General features: G+C 66.4%; 20 protein-coding genes. 8 read left to right on the top strand and 12 right to left on the bottom strand.

The features are described from left to right. Positions 1–9 precede the first annotated feature (9 nt). The 4 genes from serB to mfd all read right to left on the bottom strand — a co-directional run bounded on the left by serB (position 10) and on the right by mfd (position 6,802). Positions 10–840: a phosphoserine phosphatase SerB gene (gene serB, locus TBU01S_RS20710; RefSeq protein ID WP_068639391.1), complete on the bottom strand. Its 831-nt coding sequence runs from the start codon at positions 838–840 to the stop codon at positions 10–12. Continuing rightward, positions 837–1,916, bottom strand: coding sequence for a 3-deoxy-7-phosphoheptulonate synthase (locus TBU01S_RS20705; RefSeq protein ID WP_068639390.1), 1,080 nt, complete (start codon positions 1,914–1,916; stop codon positions 837–839). Before TBU01S_RS20705 ends, serB begins: the two co-directional genes overlap by 4 nt. A 397-nt stretch (positions 1,917–2,313) precedes the next feature. Beyond that, entirely contained in the window at positions 2,314–3,297 is a 984-nt protein-coding gene (locus tag TBU01S_RS20700) for a magnesium and cobalt transport protein CorA (RefSeq protein WP_068639389.1), read from the bottom strand. Positions 3,298–3,313: 16 nt separating this feature from the next. Further along, entirely contained in the window at positions 3,314–6,802 is a 3,489-nt protein-coding gene (mfd, locus tag TBU01S_RS20695) for a transcription-repair coupling factor (RefSeq protein ID WP_068639394.1), read from the bottom strand. A gap of 239 nt (positions 6,803–7,041) precedes the next feature. Between mfd and TBU01S_RS20690 the strand changes: the two genes are divergently transcribed. After that, on the top strand, positions 7,042–7,851 hold the full coding sequence (locus TBU01S_RS20690) for an alpha/beta fold hydrolase (protein ID WP_245651006.1): 810 nt from the start codon (positions 7,042–7,044) through the stop codon (positions 7,849–7,851). A 42-nt stretch (positions 7,852–7,893) separates the two neighbouring features. Beyond that, positions 7,894–8,586 carry a nitroreductase gene (locus TBU01S_RS20685; RefSeq protein WP_068639388.1) on the top strand — a complete coding sequence of 231 codons (693 nt, stop codon included), beginning with the start codon at positions 7,894–7,896 and terminating at the stop codon, positions 8,584–8,586. A gap of 15 nt (positions 8,587–8,601) precedes the next feature. Here TBU01S_RS20685 and TBU01S_RS20680 read toward each other — a convergent pair whose 3' ends face one another. Both TBU01S_RS20680 and amrA read right to left on the bottom strand, forming a co-directional pair. Continuing rightward, entirely contained in the window at positions 8,602–9,285 is a 684-nt protein-coding gene (locus tag TBU01S_RS20680; RefSeq protein WP_068639387.1) for a dienelactone hydrolase family protein, read from the bottom strand. After that, positions 9,282–9,848, bottom strand: coding sequence for an AmmeMemoRadiSam system protein A (gene amrA / locus TBU01S_RS20675; RefSeq protein ID WP_068639392.1), 567 nt, complete (start codon positions 9,846–9,848; stop codon positions 9,282–9,284). The genes TBU01S_RS20680 and amrA overlap by 4 nt, the downstream gene beginning before the upstream one ends. Positions 9,849–9,968: 120 nt before the next feature. Here amrA and ispD point away from each other — a divergent pair, with 120 nt between their 5' ends. After that, a complete protein-coding gene (gene ispD, locus TBU01S_RS20670) occupies positions 9,969–10,700 on the top strand; it encodes a 2-C-methyl-D-erythritol 4-phosphate cytidylyltransferase (RefSeq protein ID WP_068639386.1) in 732 nt (243 codons plus the stop codon). Further along, entirely contained in the window at positions 10,697–11,206 is a 510-nt protein-coding gene (gene ispF, locus TBU01S_RS20665) for a 2-C-methyl-D-erythritol 2,4-cyclodiphosphate synthase (protein WP_068639385.1), read from the top strand. Before ispD ends, ispF begins: the two co-directional genes overlap by 4 nt. Before the next feature lie 235 nt (positions 11,207–11,441). On the opposite strand, the gene TBU01S_RS20660 is transcribed toward ispF, so the two are convergent. The 4 genes from TBU01S_RS20660 to TBU01S_RS20645 form a co-directional block, all read right to left on the bottom strand. Then, positions 11,442–11,879 carry a host attachment protein gene (locus TBU01S_RS20660; RefSeq protein WP_068639384.1) on the bottom strand — a complete coding sequence of 146 codons (438 nt, stop codon included), beginning with the start codon at positions 11,877–11,879 and terminating at the stop codon, positions 11,442–11,444. A 205-nt stretch (positions 11,880–12,084) separates the two neighbouring features. Continuing rightward, a complete protein-coding gene (locus tag TBU01S_RS20655) occupies positions 12,085–12,549 on the bottom strand; it encodes a flavodoxin family protein (protein ID WP_068639383.1) in 465 nt (154 codons plus the stop codon). Continuing rightward, a complete protein-coding gene (locus TBU01S_RS20650) occupies positions 12,525–13,322 on the bottom strand; it encodes a M90 family metallopeptidase (protein ID WP_068639382.1) in 798 nt (265 codons plus the stop codon). The genes TBU01S_RS20655 and TBU01S_RS20650 overlap by 25 nt, the downstream gene beginning before the upstream one ends. A 4-nt stretch (positions 13,323–13,326) precedes the next feature. Then, positions 13,327–14,220 (bottom strand): DMT family transporter, encoded by an 894-nt coding sequence (locus TBU01S_RS20645; RefSeq protein ID WP_068639381.1) that lies wholly within the window; start codon positions 14,218–14,220, stop codon positions 13,327–13,329. 209 nt (positions 14,221–14,429) lie between these two features. Here TBU01S_RS20645 and TBU01S_RS20640 point away from each other — a divergent pair, with 209 nt between their 5' ends. Continuing rightward, positions 14,430–16,634, top strand: coding sequence for a RelA/SpoT family protein (locus TBU01S_RS20640; RefSeq protein ID WP_068639380.1), 2,205 nt, complete (start codon positions 14,430–14,432; stop codon positions 16,632–16,634). An 83-nt stretch (positions 16,635–16,717) separates the two neighbouring features. Here the strand turns inward: TBU01S_RS20640 and ppk1 are convergent, their stop codons facing one another. Further along, positions 16,718–18,799, bottom strand: coding sequence for a polyphosphate kinase 1 (gene ppk1 / locus TBU01S_RS20635; RefSeq protein WP_068639379.1), 2,082 nt, complete (start codon positions 18,797–18,799; stop codon positions 16,718–16,720). A gap of 198 nt (positions 18,800–18,997) precedes the next feature. On the opposite strand from ppk1, the gene ppx reads away from it, so the two are divergent. The 3 genes from ppx to TBU01S_RS20620 all read left to right on the top strand — a co-directional run bounded on the left by ppx (position 18,998) and on the right by TBU01S_RS20620 (position 22,305). Continuing rightward, on the top strand, positions 18,998–20,500 hold the full coding sequence (ppx, locus tag TBU01S_RS20630; protein WP_068639378.1) for an exopolyphosphatase: 1,503 nt from the start codon (positions 18,998–19,000) through the stop codon (positions 20,498–20,500). Positions 20,501–20,666: 166 nt separating this feature from the next. Beyond that, complete coding sequence (locus TBU01S_RS20625; RefSeq protein WP_068639377.1) at positions 20,667–21,467, top strand: enoyl-CoA hydratase; 801 nt, start codon at positions 20,667–20,669, stop codon at positions 21,465–21,467. A 43-nt stretch (positions 21,468–21,510) separates the two neighbouring features. Further along, positions 21,511–22,305, top strand: coding sequence for a TatD family hydrolase (locus TBU01S_RS20620; protein WP_068639376.1), 795 nt, complete (start codon positions 21,511–21,513; stop codon positions 22,303–22,305). On the opposite strand, the gene TBU01S_RS20615 is transcribed toward TBU01S_RS20620, so the two are convergent. Next, positions 22,287–22,922 (bottom strand): TetR/AcrR family transcriptional regulator, encoded by a 636-nt coding sequence (locus TBU01S_RS20615; RefSeq protein WP_068639375.1) that lies wholly within the window; start codon positions 22,920–22,922, stop codon positions 22,287–22,289. The genes TBU01S_RS20620 and TBU01S_RS20615 overlap by 19 nt on opposite strands. Positions 22,923–23,110: the final 188 nt, after the last annotated feature.

Genomic DNA, 23,110 nt, shown 5'->3' with positions numbered 1-23,110 from the left:
TAGGTCGATTCAGCCAAAAAGGTCGAGCACTCCATCCAGCCCACTGTGCTCGATGCAGCAGTCAGCCACCTGGCGCAGCGCCGGCTTGGGGTGGAAAGCGACGCCGAAGCCAGCAGCTTTCAACATCGGAATGTCGTTGGCGCCATCACCGGCAGCGATCACCTGCTGCGGCTGCAGGCCGAGCGCATCGCGGACGCGCAGCAGATGGTGCGCCTTGGCCTCGCCGTCGACGATCCCGCCCAGCACGCGGCCGGTCAGGCGGCCATCGGCCACCTCGAGCTCGTTGGCATGGGCGTGGTCGAAGCTCAGGCGCTGCTTCAGGCGTTCGGTGAAGTAGGTGAAGCCGCCGGACACCAGCATCGTGCGGATGCCGGCGCGCTGCATGCCTTTCATCAGCCGTTCAGCGCCGGGGTTCAGTTGCAGGCGATGGACGTAAACCTCTTCCAGCGCGCTTTCGGGCAAGCCGGCCAGCAGCGACACGCGGCGGGTCAGCGACTCGCGGAAATCGATCTCACCCTGCATCGCCGCTTCGGTGATCTCGGCGACCTGGGCTTTCAGGCCCTGCATGTCGGCAATCTCGTCGATGCATTCGATGTTGATCAGCGTCGAATCCATGTCGGTGACGAACAGGCCGAAGTCGCGCAATTGACGGCCGTCGGGCAGCCAGGCATGGTCCAGGCCGCCTGCGGCGCAGGTCTTCGCCAGGTCGGGATGGGCCTGGGCCGCGACCAGACGGAACGAGCGCGGTGTGATCTGCTCGATCTCGCGCGCGCCCGTCAGCTTGGCGACGTTCTTCAGCGCAATGCTGTCGACGTCCTCGGCCAGCACGACGAGATTCATGCGCGCGCTCCGCGCCTGCCGGCGACTTCGCGCAGCATCGCCGCCGCATTGCGGATCATCTCCTCGGTGGTGTCCCAGCCCACGCAGGCGTCGGTCACCGAGCAGCCGTACTTGAGCTGCGACAGGTCGGCGGGAATCGGCTGGTTGCCGGCTTCGATGTTGCTTTCGACCATCAGGCCGACCACCGACTCGTTGCCTTCGCGGATCTGGTGCATCACGTCCTTCATCACCAGCGGCTGGTATTGGGGCTTCTTCCAGGAGTTGGCGTGCGAGCAGTCGACGACGATGTTCTGCGGCAGTTTGGCCTTGGCCAGCGCCTGCTCGGCCAGCGACACCGACACCGTGTCGTAGTTCGGCCGGCCGCCGCCGCCACGCAGCACGACGTGGCCGTAGCGGTTGCCGCGGGTGCGGGTGATCGCCGACTGGCCGCGGCTGTTGATGCCGAGGAAGCTGTGCGGGCTGGCCGCCGAGATGATCGCGTTGATCGCCACGTCGAGGTCGCCGTCGGTGGCGTTCTTGAAACCGACCGGCGTCGACAGGCCCGAAGCCATCTCGCGGTGGGTCTGGGATTCGGAAGTCCGGGCGCCGATCGCGGTCCACGCAATCAGGTCGCCGTAGTACTGCGGCGCGATCGGGTCGAGTGCCTCGGTGGCGGTCGGCAGGCCGGTCTCGCAGACGTCGAGCAGGAATTTGCGCGCACGCTCCATGCCGACGTCGATGCGGAAGGAGTCATCCATGAAGGGATCGTTGATGAAACCCTTCCAGCCGGTCGAGGTGCGCGGCTTCTCGAAATACACCCGCATCACCAGCAGCAGCACGTCCGACACCTCGTCGGCCAGCGCCTTGAGCCGGCGCGCATAGTCGAGGCCGGCCACCGGGTCGTGGATCGAACACGGTCCGACGACGACGAAGACGCGCGGATCCTTGCGATCGAGGATGTCCATCAGCGCTCTGCGTCCGGCCACGACCGAAGCCGCGGCTTGCTCGGTGATCGGTACGCTGGCCTTGATCTCCTCCGGCGAGGGCATGTGATCGAAGGCGGCGATGTTGAGGTTTTCGGTCAGGGCGGCGGGCATTGCTGAGACTCCGGTGTACGGCAGGGACGGAAAACCATGAATTGTAACGCTCCATGGGCACCGTCTGAGACGGATTTCGTCGCGAACCTGCGTGTGGACGCCGAACCTGGCTTCATCCACGCGCCGGCTCCGGCATCATCCCCGGCTGGAAATCGCGCGTCCTGCCGCGATCAGCAGCGACAGCATGTTCTCCTTGTCTTCCTCGCCCTTCCATTGCGGACGGGCGATGCCGATGTTGATCGCGCCGACGACCTTGTTGCTCGAATCAGTGTGGCGACGCCCAGCGCGATGTCGCCGAGGTACATCTCGTCTTCCACATGGGAATAGCCCAGGTCGCGGATGGTGTCGCGCCGGGCATCATGCCCGGGGCGGCCTTACTGTTTCCCTTGCTTCCTTCTCACAGCCACTTCGCCTTCCTGAACCGCCAGTACAGCAGTCCGCCCAGCGCCGCGATCGTCGCCAGCGCCAGGGGGTAGCCGTACTCCCACTCCAGCTCGGGCATGTACTTGAAGTTCATGCCCCAGAGGCCGGCCAGCGCGGTGGCGACGGCGAAGATGCCGGCCCAGGCGGCGAGGCGCTTGCTGATCTCGGTCTGGTCGACGGTGACCAGCGCCAGGTTGACCTGGATGGCGGTGCCAATGGTGTCCCGGATGCCGTCGAGCGAGGCGTTGATGCGGACGAGGTGGTCGAAGACGTCGCGGAAGTAGTGCCGGCTCTTGCTGCAGAGGTCCGGCACGCGGCCGCTGTGGAGCTTGCTCGCGGCTTCCATCAGCGGGGCGACGGCGTGCTTGAGCAGCGTGACCTTGCGCTTGAGGCGGTACAGGCGGTGGATGTTGGAGCGTGCGGCGCCCTTGGTGAAGATGCGCTCTTCCAGCGCCTCGACCTCGGTCTCGAGCTTTTCGATGTGCGGGAAGTAGCGATCCACTACCGCGTCCATCAGCGCGTAGAGCACGTAGCCCGGTCCCTTGGCCAGCATCCGGGGGTCGCGTTCGCAGCGGGCGCGCACGCCGGCGAAATCGCGCGGGCTGTCGTTGCGTACCGACAGGATGTAGTTGGCGCCGACGAAGACGTGGACTTCGCCGACGTGCAGGCCGCCTTCACGCTCGTCGATCAGATGCATGACGGCGAACAGGCTGGTGCTGCCGTCGTCGCCGTCGTTGTATTCCTCGACCTTGGGCCGCTGGTGGCCGTGGTTGGCGTCCTCGACGGCCAGTTCGTGCAGGTCGAAGACGCCCTTCATCACCGCCAGCTCTTCCGGCGTCGCGTCTTTCAGCGCGACCCAGACGAAAGTGTCCGGCCGTGCCAAGTAGTCGCCGATGCGCTCGACCGGCAGCTCGGCGAGCTTGCGGCCGTGCTGGTAGGCGGTGCAGTTGATGAGCATGGCGGCCTCCGGTCGCTCAGGCTTTCACCGCGTCGAGCAGATCCTTCACGGCCTTGGCGCGGTCCTTCAGGTTCGGCAGGGCGATGCGGCGCACGAGCTTTTCCGGGCCGGCCATCTTGACGCTGCGGTCCTTCTGGATCAGGAAGATGACCTTGACCGGGTCGATCGGCGCGTCCTTGGCGAACTGCACGCTGATCTGAGCGTCGGAGGCGTCGAGCTTCTGTACCCCGTAGTCCTTGACGAGCATGCGCAGACGGTGGGTTTCGAGCAGCGCGGCGGTTTGCGGCGGAACTTCGCCGAAGCGGTCGATCAGTTCTTCCTGCAGTGCGCGCAGGTCCTCGTCGGTTTCGCAGTTGGCCAGGCGCTTGTACAGCGTCAGGCGTTCCTGTACGTCGGGGCAGTAGTCGGTGGGCAGCAGCGCCGGGGTGTGCAGGTTGATTTCGGACACCACTTCCAGCGGCTGGCTGAGGTCGGGTTCCTTGCCGGCCTGCAGGTCCTTGACCGCGCGCTTGAGCATTTCGGTGTAGAGACTGAAACCGACCTGCTGGATCTCGCCCGACTGGTTCTCGCCGAGCACTTCGCCGGCGCCGCGGATCTCCAGGTCGTGCATCGCCAGGTAGAAGCCGGAGCCGAGGTCTTCCATCATCGTGATCGCTTCCAGCCGCTTCTGCGCCTGGGCCGAGGGCTTGGCGCCGGGCTGGGTCAGCAGGTAGGCGTAGGCCTGGTGGTGGCTGCGGCCGACGCGGCCGCGCAGCTGGTGCAGCTGCGCCAGGCCGAAGCGATCGGCGCGGTTGATGATGATGGTGTTGGCGGTGGGGATGTTGATGCCGGTCTCGATGATGGTGGTGCACAGCAGCAGGTTGGCGCGCTGCTGGGTGAAGTCGCGCATCACGCGCTCCAGCTCGCGCTCGGGCAACTGGCCGTGGCCGACGACGATGCGTGCCTCGGGCAGCAGTTCCTCGAGGTCGTTGCGCATGTTCTCGATGGTGTCGACTTCGTTGTGCAGGAAGTACACCTGGCCGCCGCGCTTGAATTCGCGCAGCACCGCCTCGCGGATCGTGCCGCGGCTGGAGGGCTGCACGAAGGTCTTGATCGATAGCCGCTTCTGCGGCGCGGTGGCGATCACCGAGAACTCGCGCAGGCCTTCCATCGCCAGCCCCAGTGTGCGCGGGATCGGCGTCGCGGTCAGGGTCAGGATGTCGACTTCCGAGCGCAACTGCTTCAGCGTTTCCTTCTGGCGCACGCCGAAGCGGTGCTCCTCGTCGATGACGACCAGCCCCAGGCGCTTGAACTGCACGTCCTTCTGCAGCAGGCGGTGGGTGCCGATGATGATGTCGACCTTGCCTTCGGCCAGTTGCTGCAGGGCTTCGGCCTGTTCCTTGGCCGACTTGAAGCGCGACAACTCGGCGATGCGCACCGGCCAGTCGGCGAAGCGGTCGGCGAAGGTCTGGTAGTGCTGCTCGGCGAGCAGGGTGGTGGGGCACAGCACGACCACCTGCTTGCCGTCCTGCACCGCGATGAAGGCGGCGCGCAGCGCGACTTCGGTCTTGCCGAAGCCGACGTCGCCGCACACCAGGCGGTCCATCGGCCGGCCGGATTTCATGTCGTTCACCACCGCGTCGATCGCGGACTGCTGGTCGAGCGTGGTCTCGAAACCGAAACCCTCGGCGAAGGCTTCGAGGTCGTGCTGCTGGAAGTCGAAGCGGTGGCCGGGACGGGCGGCGCGCTGGGCGTACAGCGCCAGCAGTTCGGCGGCGGTGTCGCGCACCTGCATCGCGGCCTTCTTCTTGGCCTTTTCCCACTGGCCGGAGCCGAGACGGTGCAGGTCGACCGCTTCCGGATCGGCGCCGGCGTAGCGGGTGATGACGTGCAGCTGCGACACCGGCACGTAGAGCTTGTCGCCGCCGTTGTATTCCAGGTGCAGGAATTCGGTGTCGCCTTCGCCGAGGTTCATGTGGATCAGGCCGAGGTAGCGGCCGATGCCGTGCGACACATGCACCACCGGGTCGCCGAGCTTGAGCTCGGACAGGTCGCGCAGCCAGCCTTCCATCGTCGCCGCCTTGCGGCTGTCGCGCCGCGTGCGGGTGCGGGCGGTGGCGGCATAGAGTTCGGCTTCGGTGACGATGGCCAGGCCGGCTTCGGGCAACATGAAGCCATTGGCGAGCGGCGATACGCCGAGTGCGAAGCGGACCTCGCCGTCGATGAAGGCGGCAAAATCCGTCATCGCCTCCGGCTTCAGGCCGTATTCGGCGAGATAGTCGGCCATCGTCTCGCGCCGCCCCGGCGAATCCGCCAGCAGCAGGATGCGGCCGCCGCGCTGGTACCAGTCGCCGGCCTGGAAGGTTTTCAGCTTGTGCAGCGGGTCGGTGGCCTTGCGCTCGACCGACAGCTCGGGCAGCGGCCGGGCGATGGCCTCGCCGCCTTCGGCACTGGCAGCGGCACCCAGCACGAGGCGGGGGCGCGCTTTCAGCGCGCCGAAGAAGTCCTCGTCGCTGAGGAAGAGCTGTTCCGGCGGCATCACCGGCCGGCTGCGGTCGCCTTTCAGCAGGTCGTGGCGCGAGCGGGTGTCGCGCCAGAACTCGGCGATCGCCGCCGGCACGTCGCGGTGCAGCAGCACCGTGGTGTCGGCAGGCAGGTAGTCGAGCAGCGTCGCGGTGTCGTCGAAGAACAGCGGCAGGTAGTATTCGATGCCGGCCGGGGCGATGCCGTTGGAGACGTCCTTGTAGATCGCCGCGCGGGTCGGGTCGCCTTCGAAGGTTTCGCGGAAGCGGCTGCGGAAGCGGCTGCGACCGGCATCGTCGAGCGGGAATTCGCGCGCCGGCAGCAGGCGGATCTCCGTGGTCGGATAGACGGTGCGCTGGGTGTCCGGATCGAAGGTCTTGATGCTCTCGACTTCATCGTCGAACAGGTCGATGCGGAAGGGCAGCGGCGAACCCATCGGATACAGATCGACCAGGCCGCCGCGCACCGAGAACTCTCCCGGGCTGACCACCTGGGTGACGTGGGCGTAGCCGGCCAGCGTCATCTGCGCCTTCAGCGCCTCGACGTCCAGGCGCTCGCCCTGCTTCAGGAAGAAGGTGTAGGCCGCCAGGTAGGATGGCGGCGCCATGCGGTACAGCGCGGTGGAAGCGGGCACCAGCACCACGTCGGCCTCGCCGCGGCTGATCGCGTACAGCGAGGACAGCCGCTCGGAGATCAGATCCTGGTGGGGCGAGAAGTTGTCGTAGGGCAGCGTCTCCCAGTCGGGCAGCAGGTGCAGCCGCAGTTCGGGTGCGACCCAGCGGATCTCGTCCTGCAGGCGCTGTGCGTCGAGCGGGTTGGCGGTGACGACGAGCAGCCGGCCGGCGCGTGCCGCCAGCGCGGCGACCGCCAGCGCATCGGCCGAGCCGGCGAAGGCGGGAAGCTCGAGGCGGGCGCCGGGCCTGGGCAGTGCACAGGCGGCGAGCAGGGGCAGCAGCGGATCGAGGGGGGAGCGGAGCTGGGAAGGGGGCTGAGAGGGGGGCATTGCACCGGTGTTGCGCATTCTGAAGACGCGATTATAGAGAGTGCCCGGGCGGCCGTTGCCCGCCGTCTTCTTCCTCCAGCGGGTTTTTCGTCATGGGCCGGCCATTGCCTACCGCCATTACGTTGACGTTAACGTAATTTTCGACACATCATCCCGCGGACGACAAGAAGAAGGGTGGTGCATGATGTGCCGGCACGATCATGCGGTCCCCGCCCCCCAAGCCCAGGAGAACGATTCGAGTGCTTCACGACATCGACACCCGCGACCATTGGATCGAGGCCGGCGGCGCCCGCCTGTATGCACGTGAATGGTCGCCCCGCGGCTTGCCGCCCCCGCCGGGCCGCGATCGTACCCCGATCGTGCTGCTGCACGATTCGCTCGGCAGCGTGGAGCTGTGGCGGGATTTCCCCGCGGTGCTGTGTGCCGGCACCGGCCGGCGGGTGCTGGCCTACGACCGCCTCGGCTTCGGCCGCTCGGATGCGTGTTCGGGCAAGCTCCCACTGGACTTCATCGCGGCCGAGGCGGAGACGGGCTTCGCGGCGCTGCTGCGGCAGCTGGAGATCGGCCGTTTCATCCTGTTCGGCCACAGCGTCGGCGGCGGCATGGCGGTGAATTGCGCCGCGCGCCATGCCGATGATTGTGCGGCGCTCATTACCGAGTCGGCCCAGGCTTTCGTCGAGGATCGGACCGTCGCCGGCATCGAGGAAGCCCGCGAGCTGTTCAAGGACCCGGCGCAGCGCGAACGGCTGGCGAAATACCATGGCGACAAGGCGGAGTGGGTGCTGGATGCTTGGATCGGCACCTGGCTGAGCCCCGCGTTCGCGTCCTGGTCCTTGAGGCCGGTGCTGCCTCGGGTCGAGTGTCCGCTGCTCGCCATTCATGGCGCGGAGGATGAATACGGCAGTCCGTGCCATCCGGAGCTGATCGGCGAACTTGCCGGCGGTCCGGCACGTGTCGAGATCATGCCCGGCATACGGCATGTGCCTCACCGTGAATGCCCGGAGCAGGTGTTCAAACTGGTTTCGCGTTTTCTCGACGGCGTCGCCTGAAGGCGGCTTTCAACAATCCTGTACGTTCCCGAGGTTCCTCGCATGAGCAACTCCCTCCAGTCAGCAGTCGACGAAGTCATCAACAGCCGCTATTCCTGCCGCGCCTTCCTGCCGCGCGCCGTGCCTCGGGAGACGATTGCCGAGATCCTCGCCGTGGCTTCGCGTGCGCCGTCCGGCACCAACATCCAGCCGTGGAAGGTCTGGGTCCTGACCGGGGAAACCAAGGCCAGGGTGTCCGACAAGATACTCGCCGTGTTCGACGATCCCGGCGAGGCCGCCACCCACGTCGAACCCTATATCTATTACCCCAGGGAGTGGGTGTCGCCCTACGTCGAGCGCCGCCGCCAGGTCGGCAGGCAGCTTTACAGCCTGTTGAACATCCAGAAAGGCGATGCGCAGCGCATGCACGAGCAGTTCGCCCGCAACTACAAGTTCTTCGATGCGCCGGTTGGCCTGATCTTCAGCGTCAACAGCATCATGGAGCAGGGCTCGTGGCTCGACAGCGGAATGCTGCTGCAGAACGTCATGCTGGCGGCAAAGGCGCGCGGGCTGGACACCTGCCCCCAGGTCGCACCGATCCAGTTCCATCGCATCATCAAGCAGGAGCTCGGCATTCCCGACGGCGAAGTCCTGATCTGCGCGATGTCGATGGGGCATGCCGATCCGGATGCGCCGGAGAACGCCTTGCGCACGGAACGCATGGCGCTCGACGAGTGGGTCAGCTTCCGCGACTGAGGGGATGCCGGGCGCTCAGGTGGGCCAAGGCGACTGCCCGGTGCCGGTTTCGTCCGCCGGCGGGAGATGGGATGCCAGCCAGTCGCTGGCGGCCTGCGCGGCGTGCCGCTGCCGGTCGTGCTCGCCGGCAGCCGGCAGCGCCAGCCAGTCGCGCTCGCCCTGGAGCAGTGCGTAGGCGGATGCCAGCATCGGCGCATCCGGGCTTTCCGGCGCGACGACGAAGCGTGCCGGCGTGCGGACGGCACGCAGCGGGGCTGCGCCGGCGAGGTCGGGCCGTCCGCCGAGGCAGGTGATCGAGGTGAAGCTTTCCGGTGCATTGACCGCCGCGCGGATCGCTGCGGCGCACCCGGTGCCGTCAGCGACGAGACCGAGCGGAAGGCGGTCGAGCAATGGCTGGTGGATGGCCCAATCCACCGCTGCGAGGATGCGTTCGGTGAGGCGCGGAATGTTGAAAGCGGCATCGGCATCGTGCAGCGCTTCGTCGCCGGTCAGCAGTTCGACCGTCATCGTCGCGAAGCCGGCGGCCTGCAGCGCCGGCTCCAGCGGCCCGGGTGCGCCGTCGAGCGGAGACTGGTCCAGCGAGCGGCCCGATGAATGGATGCGCAGCGCCAGCGCCCGCACGTCCGGCGCGTGGGCGAGCGTGCCGGCCAGCCAGTCGCCGTGCGCCGGGATGCTGAGCGGAGTGTGGCGCAGCTTCACGATGCGGGCTTCCCGTCGTCGGTGCGCCAGGTGCTGACGCCGTAGCGTGCCGCCATCAGTCCGTCCACCGGGCGTTCGAGCGGAATGCCGGCTTTCTCCTTGAGCGCGGCGAGGAACAGCTCCGGCCGTGGCAACTGGGCCCACATGTGCGGCAGCAGCGTGACGCCGCGGCAGCCGGCAAACAGCATCACGCCATCCTGCTGCGGGCGCAATTGGCGAAGCAGGCCGGCCTCGTCGGCAAAATCGATGAACTCCGGTTCGTCCAGCAGCGAGACCTCGATTTCCGACTGTGCGAATGCCGCCGCATCGAGCACCGGGAAGCGGGGATCCTGGCAGGCGGCGATCGCGTTGGCGATCACGTCGGCCGCCAGCGAGCGGGTGCGCCGCATGCTGCCGACGCTGCCGCGCAGTTCGCCCGCTACCGTCAGGGTGACGAAGGTGGCGCCACGTTCGGCGAGCGCGGGGTGGCCGTCGGGTGAGGGCGCGGGGCCGAGTCCGAGGTGGTGGGCGATGGCCTCGCGCGCCAGGCGCAGGAGTCGTGGGCCGACATCGGTGTCGGGCATGGCTTCGATCAGGGGCGGGGCGAGCGGCATGGCAGGAAAGGAGATGCGCGGATGGCGGGCCTCCGAATCATACCCCCAGGCCTCGCAGAATACGGCCCCGCGCCGTCAGGCGCGGTTAGAATGCGCGCCATGCAAAACACACAAGCCCGCCCCCGGGCCCGCCATTTCGCCATCGTGCCTGCCGCGGGCAGCGGCTCGCGCATGGGCGTTGCGCGGCCCAAGCAGTATCTGCCGCTGCTGGGCCGTCCGCTGATCCACCACGCCTTGTCGGTGCTGTGCGCTTCGCCCGACATCGACAAGGTCTTCGTCGTGCTGTCGGTGGATGATGCCGAGTGGTCGCGGCACGACTGGTCGGTGCTGGGCGGCAAGCTCGTGCCGCTGTTCTGCGGCGGTGCGACGCGTGCGGACAGCGTGCTCGGCGGCCTGCGTGCGATCTCGAAGGAGGCCGCGGCATCCGACTGGGTGCTGGTCCATGATGCTGCGCGGCCCTGCCTGGCGGCATGGCACATCGACAAGCTGGTGCGAGAACTGGCGCACGACGAAGTCGGTGGGCTGCTGGCGGTGCCGGTGGCCGACACGCTGAAACGGGCCGACGACCACCGCCACGTCGCCGCCACCGTGCCGCGCGACAGCCTGTGGCAGGCGCAGACGCCGCAGATGTTCCGCTACGTGATGCTGCGCCGGGCGCTGGAAGCGGCGTCCGACGTCACCGACGAGGCCAGCGCGATCGAAGCTGCCGGCCTGCGCCCCCGCCTGGTTCAGGGCGATGCCACCAATCTGAAAGTCACCTATCCGCTCGATCTGCACCTGGCCGAGTGGATTCTGCAGAACCGCGAAGGAGCCAGGCAATGAGTGTTCCGTTCCGCATCGGCCAGGGTTTCGACGTCCACGCCTTGGTGCCCGGCCGGCCGTTGATCATCGGCGGCGTGACGATTCCCTTCCCGCGCGGCCTGCTCGGCCATTCCGATGCCGACGTGCTGCTGCACGCCGTCACCGACGCCTTGCTGGGGGCGGCCGGCCTGGGCGACATCGGCAGGCTGTTTCCCGATACCGATCCACGGCATGCCGGTGCCGACAGCCGCGTGCTGCTGCGCGAAGCCTTCGCCCGCGTGCGTGCGGCGGGTTGGCAGGTGGTCAACATCGACGCCACCATCATCTGCGCCGCGCCGAAGATCATGCCCCATGCGCCGGCGATGGTCGCCAACATCGCCGCCGACCTCGACATGGACGCGAGCGCGATCAACATCAAGGGCAAGACCACCGAGAAGCTCGGCTTCGCCGGACGTGGAGAGGGGATCGCGACCCAGGTCGTGGCCTTGCTGGGGCGTGCAGAAGGACAGGCTGAAACCCGCGCCTGATTCCTTGGCCGAGTTGGCCGTCTCCGGGCTGAGCGGATGTAAACGGCTGCGGGGCCGCGTGTCTGGCACGCTGGCCCCGCGCTCTGCGTAACGGCGCCAGGCATCGCGCGCCTTGCGCCGTCGAGCCTCCTGGACGGAGGCTATCGGAAATGAATCGGAATGGTTCAGATCGAATCGAGTGGGATGTCGTATCCGCTCAAATGAATCCTCCTCCGAAAACGCCGTTCCTGCGGCATTACAGATAGATCGCCGAAGCGAGCCGCTGGCTCAGTTCCGGCTCGGTCGTCTTGGTGTAGTCCTTTTCGAAGCGGTCGCTGATCAATTGCGCCGTCGGGCCGTCGATCACGGTATTGAGTATGCCCATGAAAGCCGGCGGCGCGACCAGGATGGCGCGCTTGAAGGCGTTCGCCGCCCGCCCTTGGTACAGGGCCTGGGCAATCTCCTGGGCGAAGACCCTGGCTTCGTGCTGCTTCGGGAGCGTCTGTGGCTGCATCGATCCGCCACCGCCGTTGGCACCCATCGCGCCCGAGCGGTCGGTGACGAGTTCAGAGTTCTTCTGCCTGCTTTCCGGGTGGATCAGTTCCTTGACCAGCGTGAGCCCCTTGTTGGGGCCGAGATTCGCATACAGCTTCGCCAGGCTGGCGTTGGCAACCAAAATCCAGGTTATTGCCATGAGACGACCTCCGTTGCGTGAAAAGGATAGCGTACCGTGCCATGCACCAATGGGGTGCCGATGGAGCGGCACTCGTTCAGCTTAGTCACTCGTTTCGATCCTGCCAAATTCATTTCGTATCGCAGTATGGAAACGTGTTCCGATGAGCGGATCGCATCCCGCAAAGCACCGCCGGCCGTCCATGAAACCTTACCTCGGGGCAGGCCTAGAAAATTCCCATCGCCAATCCCGACGCCATCGCTTCGCCGAGCTCTTCGGCGGCGCTCAGATGCCCGGCGGTGATTTCCTTGCGCGCGATCAGCGCTTCGGCGACCTGCTTCCAGCCGTAGCCGTTGGCGATGCGCCCGATCTCGCGCACCGCGCCGGTGCCGTCGTTGCCGGCGCTGACGAAGACGGCGTAGGGCAGGCCGACGAGCTTGCCTTCGCAGGGGTAGTAGGTACGGTCGAAGAAGTCCTTCAGCGCGCCGGACATGGTGCCGAAGTTCTCGGGCGTGCCGAGCAGCAGGCCGTCGCAGGCCAGCAGATCGTCGGTGCCGGCGTCGAAGGCGCGCATCAGCCGGGTGTCGACGCCATCGACGCGCCCGGCGCCGCGCAACACCGCTTCGGCCAGCATGCCGGTGTTGCCCGACTGGGTGTGATGCACGATTAGCAGGCGCTTGGCTGGTGCCATCCGCGTCCTCTCAGCAGGGCTTCCCGCTGGGCGGGGTCGACGCCATAGAACAGGGCGAGTTGAGCGTATACCTGCGGGAAGCGCTGCTGCAGCACATGGGGCGCCTCGAAGAACACTTCGGAAACGACGGCGAAGAACTCGCCCGGGTGCTCCGCACCATAGGGGTCGATGTCGGTTTCCGCGCCGCGGTCCACTTCGCCGCAGAAATCCTCGTAGGCCTGGCTGAAGGCCGCTGCCCAGGCCTGCCGGGACATGCCGGGCCGCAGCCGCGGCAGGCCGTCGACGCCGCCGTTCTCCATGTCGAGCTTGTGGGCGAACTCGTGGATCACGACATTGACGCCTGCCGGCTGCCCTTCGCCGCCGAACCAGGACAGCAGCACCGGCCCGCCTTCCCAGGCTTCGCCCAGCACCTCGTCCTCGTATTCGTGCAGCACGCCGGCCTCGTCGTACTCGCGCCGGGGAATGAGGAAATCGCCCGGATAGACGATCACGCCGACCCAGTCGCGGTAGGCCTGCAGGCCGATGTTCAGTACCGGCAGGCAGGCCTGCAGCGCGATGCAGAGCAGGATGTCGTCGTTCAGTTCGAGTCCGTTGGCGCCGTGAAACTGCTTGCCGGCGAGAAATTCCAGCGCCATCCGGCGCAGGCGGGGCCGGTCGTCCGGGTCGAGGTAATCGAGGAAGGGCAGCCAGGCCTCGACTCGCGCCCACTGGCTGTCGGGAACCGAAGTCGGCGGGGTGGCCAGGCCGAGCCAGCGGCGGATGCGTTCGAACATGGGATCAGCTCGAGGATTTGCGCGTGGTCAGGAAAATGCCGGCGAACACCAGCGCGATGCCGGCGAAGTGGTACCACTGCGGCCGCTCGTCGAGGAAGATCGCCGCAAGGATGGTTGCGAACACCGGCATCAGGTGGATGAAGAGCGAGCCGCGCGCCGGCCCCACCGCAGCGACGCCGGCGTTGTAGAACACGTAGCCGAGAAAGCCGGGGAAGATGCCGGTGTAGAGGATGCCGCCGAGCGATGCCAGGTTGAGGTTGATGTGCCGGCCTTCGGACAGCTCCCAGGCATAGGCCGGCGCCAGCGCGAGCAGGCCGACCACGGTGAAGGCGGCCAGCATCAGCATCGGATCGACGCCGGCAGGGCGCTTCTGCAGGCCGACGGTGTACAGCCCCCACACCGTCACCGAAGCCAGCATCCACAGGTCGCCGGTGTTGAGGCTGAGCCCCAGCAGGGTTTCCAGGCTGCCGCGGCTGACGATCGCAAGCACGCCGAGCAGAGACGTCGCGACGCCGGCCGTCTCGGCGCGGCTCAGGCGTCTGCCGAAGAACAGGAAACCGAAGGCAATGGTGGCGATCGGGATGAAGGAGTTCAGCAGCGTGGCGCTGGTCGCGGTGGTGTGCTGCAGGGCGAGATAGGCAAACGTGTTGTAGCAGCCGACACTCAGCAGGCCGAGCACGACGACGACCGGCCAGGCCGCGCGCAGCCTGGCCCATTGCCCGCGCAGGTGCGGCAGCGCGAACGGCGCGACCAGGGCGAGGGCGATCACCCAGCGCCAGAAGGCGAGCGCGAGCGGCGGCACGTCGGCACGGATGCCACGGCCCATCACCATGTTGCCCGACCAGAACAGGGCGGTGAGCGTGAGCAGGAGGTAAGGATTGGCATTGAGACGCTGCATCGATGCTTCGGCCTGGAGTCGTTTCGGGAGCGGCGCTCGATCGTGGCGGGCGCCGCAGGCCGGGGATGATCGCACAGCACGGATGCAGCTGCGAAGCGCATGCCCGCCGCCGGCCCGACCCGCCTGCACCGGCATGCCGCATTTCCATACATTTTCCGCGGCCTGGCGACAGGTTCGAAAAACCCGCCGGTATGGGATAATCCGCCGCCATGGTTTCCGTCACTCACGCCATCTCCCAGGGCGACACCGCCCCCCCGGTCGACATGCTCGCTGCCGGCCTGACGGCCGGAGAACGCGACAGGATCGAGTCCGCGCTCGAATGGATCTCCGATCTGTACGAAGGCAAGGTGCTCGGCACCGGCGAGCCGGCCTGGACGCATGCGATCGGCACTGCGCTGATCGCGGCCTCGCTGAGGCTGGACGCGGACACGCGCATCGCCGCGCTGCTGTTCGCGGTGTGGGACGAAGTGGACGACCCGGCCGAAGAGATCGAGTCGCGCTTCGATGCCGACATCTGCCATCTGGTGCGCGGCCTGCACAAGCTGAACGGCCTGCGCGTGCTGACGCGCATGACGACCACCGCCACCGCGCCCGAGATCCGCGCCCAGACCGAAGTGCTGCGCAAGATGCTGCTGGCGATGGTCGAGGACATCCGCGTGGTGCTGGTGCGGCTGGCGTCGCGCACCCAGACGCTGCGCTTCTACACCGACCTGCCGGGCGACGCGCGGGTGGATGTGGCGCGCGAGAGCCTGGACATCTATGCACCGCTGGCCAACCGGCTGGGCATCTGGCAGCTCAAGTGGGAGCTGGAGGATCTTTCCTTCCGCTTCATCGAGCCGGAAACCTACAAGCGCATCGCCAAGATGCTCGACGAGCGCCGGGTGGAGCGCGAGCAGTTCATCCAGGACGCGATCGAGCGCCTCAGGGCCGAACTGGCGGCAGTCGGCATCAAGGCCGAGATCACCGGCCGCGCCAAGCACATCTACAGCATCTACAACAAGATGCGCAAGAAGCGGCTCGACTTCTCGCAGGTGTTCGACATCCGTGCGCTGCGCGTGCTGGTCGACGAGGTCAAGGACTGCTACACGGTGCTCGGCTTCGTGCATCAGATCTGGCAGCCGATCGCCAAGGAATTCGACGACTACATCACCAAGCCCAAGGGCAACAACTACCAGTCGCTGCATACCGCGGTGCTGGCGGGCGACGGCCGTGCGCTGGAGGTGCAGATCCGCACCCACGACATGCACAAGCATGCCGAACTCGGCGTGGCGGCGCACTGGCGTTACAAGGAAGGCTCGCAGTCCGGCTCCGACTACGACGAAAAGATCGCGCTGCTGCGCAACCTGCTGTCCTGGCGCGACGAAGTCACCGATTCCGCGCAGTGGATGGAGCAGTTCAAGCGTGCCTCGCTGGACGACATGCTGTACGTGTTGACGCCGCAGGGCAAGGTGGTGGACCTGCCGCGCGGTTCGACGCCGATCGATTTCGCCTACCGCCTGCATACCGACCTCGGCCACCACTGCCGCGGCGCCAAGATCGACGGCCATCTGGTGCCGCTGAACACGCCGCTGGAAAACGGCCAGACGGTCGAGATCGTCACGGTCAAGGAGGGTGGTCCTTCGCGCGACTGGCTGGATGCACGCCAGCACTACGTCAACACTTCGCGCGCGCGCAACAAGATCAAGCAGTACTTTGCCCAGCTCGACGAGGAAGACCTGCTCGCGCGCGGCCGCAGCTTCGTCGCGCGCGAGATGCAGCGCGACGGCCACAGCCAGGCCAACCTCGACGGCCTCGCCGAGCGTCTCGGTTTCAAGAACGCCGAGGCGCTCTTCCTCGCCGCCGGCCGTGGCGAAGTGGGGCCGCGCTCGGTGCAGGTGGCGCTGCGCGAAGGCAGCGCGCCAGCGCCGGAAGCGCCGGCCGAGCCGGATTTCGTCGTCAGCCGCAGCCGCTCGGGCGACAATTCCGACAAGATCCTGATCGTCGGCGTCGGCAAGCTGATGACTTCGCTGTCGCGTTGCTGCAAGCCGGCGCCGCCGGATGCGATCGAAGGTTTCGTCACGCGCGGACGCGGCATCTCGATCCACCGTGTCGATTGCCAGGATTTCCAGTTGCTGGCGAGAAAGCATCCCGAGCGCGTGATCTCGGCGGAATGGGGTGGGCTGGCGACCGACAGCAAGACGGCGCTGTACCAGGTCGACATCACCGTGCAGGCAATGGACCGCCAGGGCCTGCTGCGCGACATCTCCGAAGTGCTGTCGCGCGAGAAGCTGAACGTGATCGCGGTGAATACGCTGACCAAGAAGGGCACGGCCTACATGCGCTTCACGATGGAGGTCAACGGCATCAAGCAGGTCCAGCGTGCGATCACGTTGATCCGCGAGGTGTCCGGGGTGATCGACGCGCAGCGCAAGTGAGGCGCCGCTACCGGAAGCGTTGACGCCGGGCCGGTGGGGCGAACGGGGGCGATGCAGCCCCCGATGCCTTTCGTGCCGCCCGCTCAACTGCTGGCGGCAAGCTCCTTCAGCAGGATCAGCTGCGCGGCGCGGCGCGTGCCGCGCGGATTCCGGCGGCGGTAGCGGCCATCCGAATGCATTTCCCAGGCCTGGCAGTTGTCGCCGAGGTAGGGGCGCAGGCCTTCCTTCATCACGCGCCGCTTCAGCTTCGGATCGAGCACCGGGAAGGCGATCTCGATGCGGCGGAAGAAGTTGCGCTCCATCCAGTCGGCGCTGGACAGGAACATCAGGTCGTCGCCGTCGGCATGGAAATGGAAGATGCGGTGGTGCTCCAGGAAGCGGCCGACGACCGAGCGCACCCGGATGTTGTCCGACAGGCCGGACACGCCCGGCTTGAGCGCGCAGGGGCCGCGCACGATCAGGTCGATCTCGACGCCGGCCTGCGAGGCTTCGTACAGCGCCTCGATGGTTTCCGGCTCGAGCAGCGCGTTCATCTTGGCGATGATGCGGCCGCGGCGGCCTTCGCGGGCGATCTCCGCTTCACGCTTGATCGCCTCGACGACCTTGGGCTGCAGCGTGAACGGCGCCTGCCACAGGTGGCGCAGTTCGCTGGCAGTGCCCAGGCCGGTCAATTGCTTGAACACGGTGGCGACGTCCTCGCCGATTTCCTCGTTGGCGGTCAGCAGGCCGAAGTCGGTGTAGAAGCGCGTGGTGCGCGGATGATAGTTGCCGGTGCCCAGATGCACGTACCGGCGCAGGCCGTCTTCCTCGCGCCGTACCACCATCAGCAGCTTGGCGTGGGTCTTGTAGCCGAACACGCCGTACACCACATGCGCGCCGACTTCTTCCAGGCGGTTGGCCCAGCTGATGTTCGCTTCCTCGTCGAAGCGCGCCATCAATTCCAGCACCACGGTCACTTCCTTGCCTTTCTGCGCTGCGCGCACCAGGTGCTCCATCAGCACCGAGTCGGTGCCGGTGCGGTACACCGTCATCTTGATCGCGAGCACCAGCGGGTCGTCCGCCGCTGCGCGCAGCAGGTCGATGACCGGCGCAAAGCTCTGGAAGGGGTGGTGCAGCAGCACGTCGTGATTGCGCAGCACGGCGAAGATCTGCCGCCGCTTGTCCAGCGGCTTGGGGATACCCGGCACGAAGGGCGGGTACTTGAGGTCGGGGCGCTCCACCCAGTCGGGCACCTGCATCAGGCGCACCAGGTTGACGATGCCCGGCGTGCGGTAGAGGTCGTCCGGTTCCAGATGGAAATGCTGCAGCAGGAAGGCGGCCATTTCCTTCGAGCAGCTGTCGGCGACTTCCAGCCGCACGGCGTCGCCGTAATGGCGCTGCTGCAGTTCGCCCTTCAGCGACACCCTCAGGTCCTTGACCTCTTCCTCGTCGACGAACAGGTCCGAATTGCGCGTGACGCGGAACTGGTAGCAGCCGAGCACGTTCATGCCCGAGAACAGTTCGCCGACATGCGAATGCAGCACCGAGGACAGGAAGACGAAAGTGTATTCCTGCGCGCAGATCTCGCGCGGCAGCCGGATGACGCGGGGCAGCGCCCGCGGCGCCTGGACGATGGCGGCGCCGGAATCGCGGCCGAAGGCGTCGCGCCCCTCCAGCTCGACGGCGAAGTTCAGGCTCTTGTTCAGCACGCGCGGGAAAGGGTGCGCGGGGTCGAGCCCGATCGGCGTCAGCACCGGCATCACTTCGTCCATGAAGTAGTCGCGAATCCACTTCAACTGGGTTTCGGACCATTCGCTGCGGCGCAGGAAGACCACGCCTTCCTTTTCCAGCGCGGGGAGGATGTCGTCGTTGAGCAGTTCGTACTGGTCCGAGATGATGTCATGCACCTCGTCGCTGACCCGTTCGAGCAGATCGCGCGGCGAGATGCCGTCGTGGCCGGTCTTGCGGCTGCCGAGGTGGATCTGCTCCTTGATGCCGGAAACGCGGATCTCGAAGAACTCGTCGAGGTTGCTCGAGACGATGCACAGGAAGCGCAGGCGTTCGAGCAGCGGCACCGTCGGGTCGGCGGCCTGTGCGAGCACGCGGCGCTGGAAACGCAGCAGGGACAGCTCGCGGTTGATGAAATGGTCGGTGGGGTAGTTGCGATCGTTCTTCGGGGCGTACATGGCGGTCCGGGTTCGCGGATGAAGGTTCGTCTCGATTATGTGACATATTCGTTGCAGGATCATGACAGCGGTGAGCTTCGATGATTCCGCGCAAGGAACCGCGGCGGATGTGTTCGGCAGAATATTTCTGCTGCAACGCAGCGTAGAGCCGATGCTAAAATCCGCCGATCGGCCTCGTGCCATTCATCCGGAACTCTGATGATGCGCAACCTCATTGCAGCAATCGATCTCGGCTCCAACAGTTTTCGCCTGCAGGTCGGTCGCATCGTCAATGATCAGATCTATCCGCTCGACGGGCTGAAGGAATCGGTGCGTCTGGCCGCGGGCCTGTCTGCCGACAAGATTCTCGACCTCGATGCCCAGCAGCGCGGGGTGGCGGCACTGCAGCGCTTTCGCGAGCGCCTGCACGACTTCGACGCCGGTGCCGTGCGTGCAGTGGCCACCAACACGCTGCGCGTGGCGAAGAACTCTGCCGAGTTCCTGGTTCGTGCCGAAGCGGCGCTCGGCTTTCCGATCGAAGTCATCGCCGGCCGCGAGGAAGCCCGCCTGATCTACGTCGGCGTGGCGCACACGCTGCCCGATCCCCACAAGCAGCAACTGGTGGTCGACATCGGCGGCGGCTCCACCGAGTTCGTCATCGGCAAGAGCTTCGAGCCCTTGCTGCTCGAATCGCGCTACATGGGCTGTGTGGGCTACAGCCTGCGCTTCTTCCCGAATGGCCGCGTCGACAAGCGCAGCCTGAAGGAAGCCGAGCTCGCCGCACGGCGCGAGCTGCAGACCATCGTCGCCGCCTACCGCGAAGCGGGCTGGGAAGAGGCGGTCGGCTCCAGCGGCTCGGCCAAGGCTCTGGCCGAAATACTGGAGCAGAACGGCTTCTCGCATTCGGGGATCACCCGCGAGGGGCTGGAGCGCTTCCGGGCCGAACTGCTGCGGGCGGGGCGCATCGACGCACTCGATCTCGCCGGGCTGAAGGGCGACCGCCTGCCGGTGATTCTGGGAGGCTTCGCCATCATGAGCGCCGTGTTCAAGGAATTCGACATCGAACAGATGGTATTTTCCGAAGGCGCGTTGCGTCTGGGTGTGCTCTACGACCTGCTCGGCCGCTACCACCATCACGATCTGCGCGATGCCACGGTCAGTGCCTTCGTGCGCCGCTACAACGTCGATCTGCGCCAGGCCCAGCAGGTCGCGGATACCGCCTGCCATCTGCTGAACCAGGTCGAACCGGCAATGGCCGATCCGGAGAACCTCGACCGGCGCTTTCTGAGCTGGGCGGCATTGCTGCACGAGATCGGCATTTCCGTCGCCCATTCGAGCTACCACAAGCACAGTGCCTACATCGTCGCCAACGCCGACATGCCGGGCTTCTCGCGCATGGATCAGGGACGCCTGTCGCGCCTGGTGCTGTCGCATCGCGGCAAGCTCGAGCGGGTGGCGTCGATCGATCCGAACAGCGTCGACTGGCTGTTGATCGCCTGTCTGCGGCTGGCCGTGGTCATCCATCGCGCCCGCGATGCGCGCGGCACGCCGCCGATCGTGCTGCGGCGCGAAGGGCGTGGCTTCAGCGTCAACACACCGCCGGGCTGGCTGCAGAAGCTGCCGCTGACGGCTGCTGCGCTGGACGAGGAGCAGCGGCAATGGAGCGCACTCGGCAGAGGGCTCTATATTCGCTCGCCCAGCGCGCGCGGAGCAGAGGTCTGAACGGGGCGGAGCGTCCGCGCCGAGGGAACTGGCTGCCGGCTCCGCGAAGCAGTACCATGTACGGCAGTTGACGTTACCGTCAACCTGATCCAAACAGCTGCGGCCGGCGAGGTGCACTTGGCCGGCGCGGATCGCACGCCCCGAATCGATCATCCAAGGAGACCTCATGAGCGCCGTTCCCGTTTCCAGTTCCGAGCCGATGCTGCTGCGTCATGACGATGGCGGCGTCACCACGCTGACGCTGAATCGCCCGAACCAGTTCAACTCGCTGTCCTTCGAGATGCTCGAGACGCTGATCGAGGCGGTGGACGAAATCGCCCGCGACGACAGCGTGCGTGTGGTCGTGCTGGCGGGCGAAGGCAAGGCCTTTTGCGCCGGGCACGATCTGAAGGAAATGCGCGGCAACTACAGCAAGGACTTCCAGCAGCGGCTGTTCCGCCTGTGCGGCAAGTTCATGATGAAGCTGACCGAGCTGCCGCAGCCGGTCATCGCACGCGTCCATGGCATCGCCACCGCGGCGGGTTGCCAGCTGGTGTCGATGTGCGACCTGGCCGTGGCCGCCGACCTTGCACGTTTCGCGGTATCCGGCATCAACGTCGGCCTGTTCTGCGCCACGCCGGGTGTCGGCCTGTCGCGCAACATGGGCCGCAAGGAGGCGTTCGAGATGCTGGTCACCGGCGATTTCATCGATGCCCACGAGGCGCAGCGCCGCGGGCTGGTGAACCGCGTGGTGCCGCTCGAACAGCTCGATGAAGAAGTTGCCCGGCTGGCAGCCGCCATCGTCGCCAAGTCGCCGGTCGCGATCCGCATGGGCAAGCAGATGTTCTACAAGCAGCTCGAAATGGGCCTGGAAGCCGCTTACCAGATGGCGGCCGAAACCATGGCCTGCAACGCCATGTGCGAGGACGCGGCCGAAGGCATGGACGCCTTTGCCGCCAAGCGCAAGCCGGTGTGGAAAGGGCGCTGAACCTCTCCGGGCGGCGGCCGGGCAGGACCGCCGCAATGGCAGCATGCTGATCGATACCCACATCCACCTCGATGCCGCCGAGTTCGATGCCGATCGCGGGCAGGTCATCGATGCCGCCCGGGCCAAGGGCGTTGCCGGCTTTGTCGTGCCGGCGGTCGAGCGGGCCAACTTCGATGCCGTGCGGGGCATCGCCGCGGAGAACGCCGATATAGGCTTCGCGCTCGGCATTCATCCGATGTACGTGATGCCGGCGCGGATGGACGACGTCGACGTGCTCGACGAATACCTCGGCGAAGGCGGGGCGGTGGCGGTGGGCGAAATCGGCTTGGATCATTTTGTTCCCGGCATCGATCACGAACGGCAGCTCGAATTCTTCGTCGCGCAGCTCAAGCTCGCGCGGCGCCACGGGCTTCCGGTGATTCTCCACGTGCGCCGCGCGATCGACCCCATTCTGAAGCAGTTGCGCCGCATCGGCGTGCCGGGTGGCATCGCCCATGCCTTCAACGGCAGCAGACAGCAGGCGGACGCCCTGATCGGCCTGGGCTTCAAGCTGGGCTTCGGCGGCACGATGAGCTTCAGCGGTTCGACGCGCATCCGCGAACTCGCTGCCGCACTGCCGCTGGGCGCGATCGTGCTAGAGACCGACGCCCCCGACATTCCGCCGGAATGGGCGAGGGGGCGGCGCAACGAACCGGCAAATCTGTTGCGCTATGCGTCGATTCTCGCCGAATTGCGCAGTGCCACGGTCGAGGAGGTCATCGCGGCGACCGGGCGAAACGCGATCGAAGTCCTGCGCTGGCGTCCTGGTGAAACACCCGGTCAGGCAGCCGGCGACTGAAGTCCGGCCGGCTCAGGTGTAGCCGCCAGCGTGGCCATGGCTCCGGATCGTGCGATCAGATCTGCGATGTCGCGCTTGAGGCGCAGTATGTCGCTGTCGAATTTCTCGTAGATCATCAGCGATACGCCGAACACGTAGGCGTAGAGCAGCATGCAGCGGCTCGAGGCCTCTTCCATCGGCACGCCGCAAGCCAGGAAGAGATCGCGCGCGCAGCGCAGGCGGACGTCGTCCACTTCGGCGACGATCGCCGCAGCTTCGACATCGCGGCGGGCCCAGTCGCGCACCGCGAGTTCGATCATCATGCCGCGGCGATTGCGGCTTGCGCTGTACACATCGATGACGTGGTAGATCTGGGCAAGCTCCTTGCCCGGCTGTACCCGGGTCTGCTTGATGATGTCGCAGATCCGGCCTTCCTTCCAGTGCTGCAATATCGCCAGCAGCAGGTCGCGGCGGTCGTTGAAGTGCCAGTAGAAACTGCCTTTGGTGACCTTGAGACGCTTGGCGAGCACTTCGACCCGCAGGCCGGCGATTCCTTCTTCGGCCATGACCTCGATGGCGGCGTTGACCCAGCTCTGGCGATCGAGTTGGATGCGTGGCTTCTTTGCTGTTTTTTCCATATGGAATAGTATTGACGATTCTTTGCCCATACGCTACCGTATGTAGAGATGGAATGGGCTGCGAAGCTGGCTTCCAGTCCGGCACGCGTGTCATGTCCGCGGAGCAGTGACATAATCATCCACCCCGGTTGCAATCGCCGGAAAATATTCTGACCAATGAAAGGAGCGCGGCAGAGTGAAGATTCTCG

Origin of the sequence: Thauera butanivorans NBRC 103042 (genome assembly GCF_001591165.1) — a bacterium.
GTDB classification, from domain to species: domain Bacteria; phylum Pseudomonadota; class Gammaproteobacteria; order Burkholderiales; family Rhodocyclaceae; genus Thauera; species Thauera butanivorans.
Note: the sequence above shows the minus strand (reverse complement) of the source record. Positions and strands in the feature narration are given on the sequence as shown.